Below are 4,809 nucleotides of genomic sequence, written 5' to 3' on the forward strand. Positions count from 1 at the left end.
CGAGCACGACCAGCGCGCCGGCCCAGGCCGCGGCCGCGACCAACAGCACGCCCGGGACCACCCGCAGCGCGAAGGCGCGGCCCCCCGCGGCCACGGCGACGATCACCTTGGTGACCGAGTTGGTGGTGAAGCCGGCCAGGATCGGGACCACGCATTCCGCCGGCTCCATGCGGCCGTTGACCACCAGGGAGGCGATGGAGATGGCCGAGGCGTGGGTGTCGACGAAGCCCGCCAGCGCGGCCGCGACGATCGCGCCGGCCTCGCCGAACCAGTGGCGCAGCGCCGCCGAGATCAGCAGCACGACCGACAGCGTTCCGGCGAAGATCAGCGCCGTCTTCAGGCTGAGGGCCTCGCCGGCGGAGGCGCCCTCGGTCTTCTGGCGGATCGCCGAGAGGGTGAAGACCACGCCGTAGCCCGCCGCGGCGACGCCCGCGCAGACGAGCGGGATCACCATCTCCCGCAGGGCGGCCTGGCTGGTGGCGCTGAGCACCACCGCCATCTGCACCACTGTGGCGACCGTCGAGAGCACCGCGCCGGCGGCGGCGGCCCCCAGCACGCCCGGCTCCTCCGCCGCGCGCGAGCCCATGGCGCCGATGGTGGCGGAGCTGGACACGAAACCGGATGCGAGGCCCGAGACCGGCAGGCCGAACCGCGGCCCGAGCAGGCGCGTGGCCACATGGCCGGCCGCTCCGATCAGCAGCACCAGCACCACCAGCCGCCACACCGACCGGGGATTGAGCGCGTCGAACGGGCCCATCTGGGCGTTCGGCAGCAGCGGCATCACGACGATGGCCGCCGCCGCGAGCACCAGGGCGGAGCGGAGCTCCTCCTCGGTCAGGACGGCGCTGGCGAAATGATGCAGCCGCTCGCGCGCGCCGAGCAGCAGGGCGGTGACGACCGCCGCGGCGCCGGCGACGTTCGGCGCCTCCATCGCCAGGCCGCCGATCAGCACGGTGAAGACGAAGGCCAGCTCGGTCGTCAGTCCCGGGTCCTCGGACCGGAACGTGCGCCAGTAGCTCACGCCCGCCAGCACGGCCACGACGGCCGTTGCGACGCCGAGGAGCGCGGCGCCGCCGCACTGGACGGCGACCGCGCCGGCGAGCGCGGCGATGGAGAAGGTCCGAAGGCCTGCGACCGCCTCGCCGCCGCGGCTGGCGGCGCTGGCGCGTTCGCGTTCGAGGCCGATCAGGGCCCCGGCCCCGAGGGCGACCAACATGTTCAGGAGCGGCGCGTTCACGGTCCGCGGCCTCCTTGAGGCGAGCCTCGACCATCGCAGGCTGCGCCGTGCACGGCCATAGTCCATCGGGCGAAACCCGCCAATGCACGCACGGACGGCCGGATCGGCGGTTGGGGGCCTTGGAGCGCCGCGACTGCGGGGCTAAGAGCGTTCCCATGATCGGACCCGCCGCCACCTTCGGCTTTCGCGACGTCGACCCTGAAGCCAAGCCCGGCCTGGTGCGCGGCGTCTTTGACCGCGTGGCCAAGCGCTACGACCTGATGAACGACCTGATGAGCGGCGGCGTGCACCGGCTGTGGAAGGACGCCGTGGCCGCGCGGCTCAATCCGCAGCCCGGCGAGCTGATCGTCGACTGCGCCGGCGGCACGGGCGACATGGCCCGGCGCTTCTCGAAGATGGCCCGGCGCGTCCAGGCGCGCCGCGGCGGGGACGACGCCCGGGTCTTCGTCATCGACTACAACGCCGAGATGATCGCCGCCGGCCGCGAGAAGGGCGCTGAGCCGGAGATGGCCTGGGCGGTGGGCGACGCCCAGAGGCTGCCGCTGCCGGACGGCTGCGCCGACGCCTATGTGATCTCCTTCGGCATCCGCAACGTCACCGACGTCGCCGCCGCGCTGCGCGAGGCGCGCCGGGTGCTGAAGACCGGCGGCCGGTTCCTCTGCCTGGAGTTTTCCCGGCCCACCGCCGAGGCGCTGCAGAAGCTCTACGACGCCTATTCCTTCAAGGTGATCCCGCAGATCGGCGCGCGGGTCGCCGGCGACCGCGACTCCTACCAGTATCTGGTGGAGAGCATCCGCCGCTTTCCCGACCAGCGGACCTTCGCCGCGATGATCGCCGAGGCCGGCTTCGCCTGCGTCGGGTTCACCAACTTCAGCGGCGGGGTCGCGGCCCTGCACACCGGCCGGGCGGCTAGAGCGTGACAGCCGGAAGTGGAAGCCGGTTCCGGCGCCCGTCACGCTCTAAACTATTGAAAACAAGCCTTTTTAATCCCGACGAACAATTCCGTTCGGCGGGAAAAGGCTCTAGCCCGTGAGCGGGCCCGCCGCGTTCGGGCGGCTGATCGGCGCCGGCTGGATGCTGGCGCGCAACGACGCGCTGTTGCCGCGCGAGCTTGACGCCCTCTATCCGCCGCCGCTCGCGGCGCTGTCGCGGGCGCTGAGGCTAGCGGCCGGGCGCCAGGCGCGCGAGGGCCGGCCGGGCGAGCGGCTGGCGCACGCGCTCGAACGGCTGGGCCCCGTGGCCATCAAGCTCGGCCAGCTGCTCTCCACCCGCGCCGACATCTTCGGCCGCGAGTTCGCCGAGGACCTCTCGCGGCTGAAGGACCGGCTGGCGCCGTTCCCGATGGAAACCGCCCGCAAGGAGCTGGAGCGGGTGCTGGACCGGCCGCTGGACACCGTGTTCGCCGAGTTCGGCCGGCCGGTCGCCGCCGCCTCGCTCGCCCAGGCCCACGAAGCGGTGCTGCTCGACGGCCGCAAGGTGGCGGTGAAGATCCTGCGGCCGGGCATCGCCCGGCGGGTGGCCGAGGACGCCGAGGTGCTGATGCTGGCCGCGCGCCTGGTCGAGCGGCTCGCGCCGCTGGCCCGGCGCCTGGAGCCGCGGGCCTTCGCCCGGACGGTGATCCGCGCCACCGAGCTGGAGCTGGACCTCAGGCTCGAGGCCGCCGGCGCCGACGAGCTCGGCGAGGTGATGGCCGAGGACGGCTACATGCGCGCGCCCAAGGTGGTCTGGGAAGGCGTCGGCAAGCGGGCCCTGACCATGGAGTGGGCGCGCGGCCTGCCGCTCTCGGGCGAGGCGGCGCTGGCGCAAGCAGGCCTCGACCGGCGCCAGCTGGCCGACAACCTGATCCGGGCCTTCCTGTCCCAGGCCCTCGACCGCGGCGTCTTCCACGCCGACCTGCACGAGGGGAACCTGTTCGTCGCCGCGCCGGCCCAGATCACGGCGGTGGACTTCGGCATCATCGGCCGGCTCGGCGCGCCCGAGCGGCGCTACCTGGCGGAGATCCTGTGGGGCTTCCTGCAGCGCGACTACCCCCGCGTGGCCCAGGTGCACTTCGACGCCGGCTACGTCCCGGCCACGCACAGCGTCGCCGAGTTCGCCCAGGCGCTGCGCGCCGTCGGCGAGCCGGTGTTCGGCCGCGCCGCCAGCGAGGTGCCGATGAGCCGGGTCCTGACCCAGCTCTTCGAGATCACCGCCCTCTTCGACATGCGCCTGCGGCCGGAGCTGGTGCTGCTGCAGAAGACCATGATGACCGTCGAGGGCGTCGCCCGGCGGATCTATCCGGAACACGACATCTGGTCCGCCGCCGAGCCCGTGGTCCGCCGCTGGATCGCCCGCGAGCTGTCGCCGGCGACGCGCATCCGCCGGCTGGCGGAAGAGGCCGAGCAGGCCGTCCGCAACCTCGCCCGCCTGGCGGCCGCGCCGCCGACCGAGGCCCCGCCCCCTGCCCCGCCGGCCGCGGAGCGCGACCGCCACGTCGTCCTCTGGTTCGCCCTCGGCGCCCTGACCTCGGGGCTGGCGTTCCTGGCGGGGATGTGGCTGCGGTAGCCTCCCGCCCTTAACGGGGAGGGACGGCGCTTGCGCCCTGTCGGCCCTAGACCATTCGCCGCCGAAGTGGACGCCGGTTCGGCGCAGCGAATGGTCTAACTTCAAGAACTTATGAGCGTTCGGCGGTGCGTTCGAACCGCCGAACGCTCTAGCTAGAGCGGGTTGAGGTTTGAATGAATCGTTGGATTCACAAATCAGCGGAGGTCTGATTCAAGGTTCCTGCTGGGACGGGAGGCCAGCAGGGATGACCCGACCTTATTCGATGGATCTTCGGGACCGGGTGGTGGCGGCGGTCGAGCAGGAGGGACTGTCGCGGAATCAGGCTGCGGCTCGCTTTGGGATTGCGGTGAGCACGGCGGTGCACTGGGTTCGGCGCTACCGGACGACAGGGAGTGTCGCGCCCGGCAAGGTCGGCGGTCACAAAAGGCGGGTTCTGAGCGGCGATCACGCCGAGTGGCTGATCGCCCGCTGCCAGCCGGACCAGGCGTTCACGATCAGCCAGCTGGTGGGCGAGCTCCTGGCGGAGCGTGGGCTGAAGGTGGATCGTCGGCAGGTGTGGGAGTTCCTCCACGCCGAGAAGCTCAGCTTCAAAAAAAAGCCTGTTCGCCAAGGAGCAGGATCGCCCCGACGTCGCCCGGCGGCGTGAACAGTGGAAGCAGCGCCAGGGGCTGATCGACCCTGAACGCCTGGTGTTCATCGACGAGACCTGGGCCAAGACCAACATGACGCCGCTGCGCGGCTGGTGTCCCAGGGGCGAGCGGCTGAAGGCCAAGGCCCCGTTCGGCCGCTGGAAGACCATGACCTTCATCGCCGCTTTGCGGTGCGACCGCATCGAGGCGCCCTGCCTGTTCGACGGACCGATCAACGGCGAGGCCTTCCTCGCCTATGTCCGTGTGTGGACGCCCCTTCGGATGCAAGAGGATTCTGAGAAGAGGTGGTGCGCGCAGGTTCAGGTGCTTCCGTGTGTCCGGCCTGATTGATGCGGCCTTTCACACGCCGCTGGCCTGTATGGAGTTCGCGGACCGGGT

General features: G+C 71.7%; 3 protein-coding genes and 1 pseudogene. 3 read left to right on the top strand and 1 reads right to left on the bottom strand.

Features of this window, described 5'->3' with window-relative positions; all coding sequences use genetic code 11:
• A partial coding sequence (locus VJS38_RS03965; RefSeq protein ID WP_324086854.1) for an MgtC/SapB family protein occupies nt 1-1,237 on the bottom strand: 1,237 nt, incomplete at its 3' end.
• 155 nt (nt 1,238-1,392) lie between these two features.
• Here VJS38_RS03965 and VJS38_RS03970 point away from each other — a divergent pair.
• From VJS38_RS03970 to VJS38_RS03980, 3 genes and pseudogenes are all read left to right on the top strand, one after another.
• Nucleotides 1,393-2,157 (top strand): class I SAM-dependent methyltransferase, encoded by a 765-nt coding sequence (locus tag VJS38_RS03970; protein ID WP_324086855.1) that lies wholly within the window; start codon nt 1,393-1,395, stop codon nt 2,155-2,157.
• A gap of 109 nt (nt 2,158-2,266) precedes the next feature.
• Complete coding sequence (gene ubiB, locus VJS38_RS03975; RefSeq protein ID WP_324086856.1) at nt 2,267-3,781, top strand: 2-polyprenylphenol 6-hydroxylase; 1,515 nt, start codon at nt 2,267-2,269, stop codon at nt 3,779-3,781.
• 244 nt (nt 3,782-4,025) lie between these two features.
• Nucleotides 4,026-4,671: pseudogene (locus tag VJS38_RS03980) on the top strand (IS630 family transposase); the annotation flags it as partial.
• Nucleotides 4,672-4,809 lie beyond the last annotated feature (138 nt).

It is taken from the genome of Phenylobacterium sp. (assembly GCF_035276905.1).
GTDB lineage: Bacteria > Pseudomonadota > Alphaproteobacteria > Caulobacterales > Caulobacteraceae > Phenylobacterium.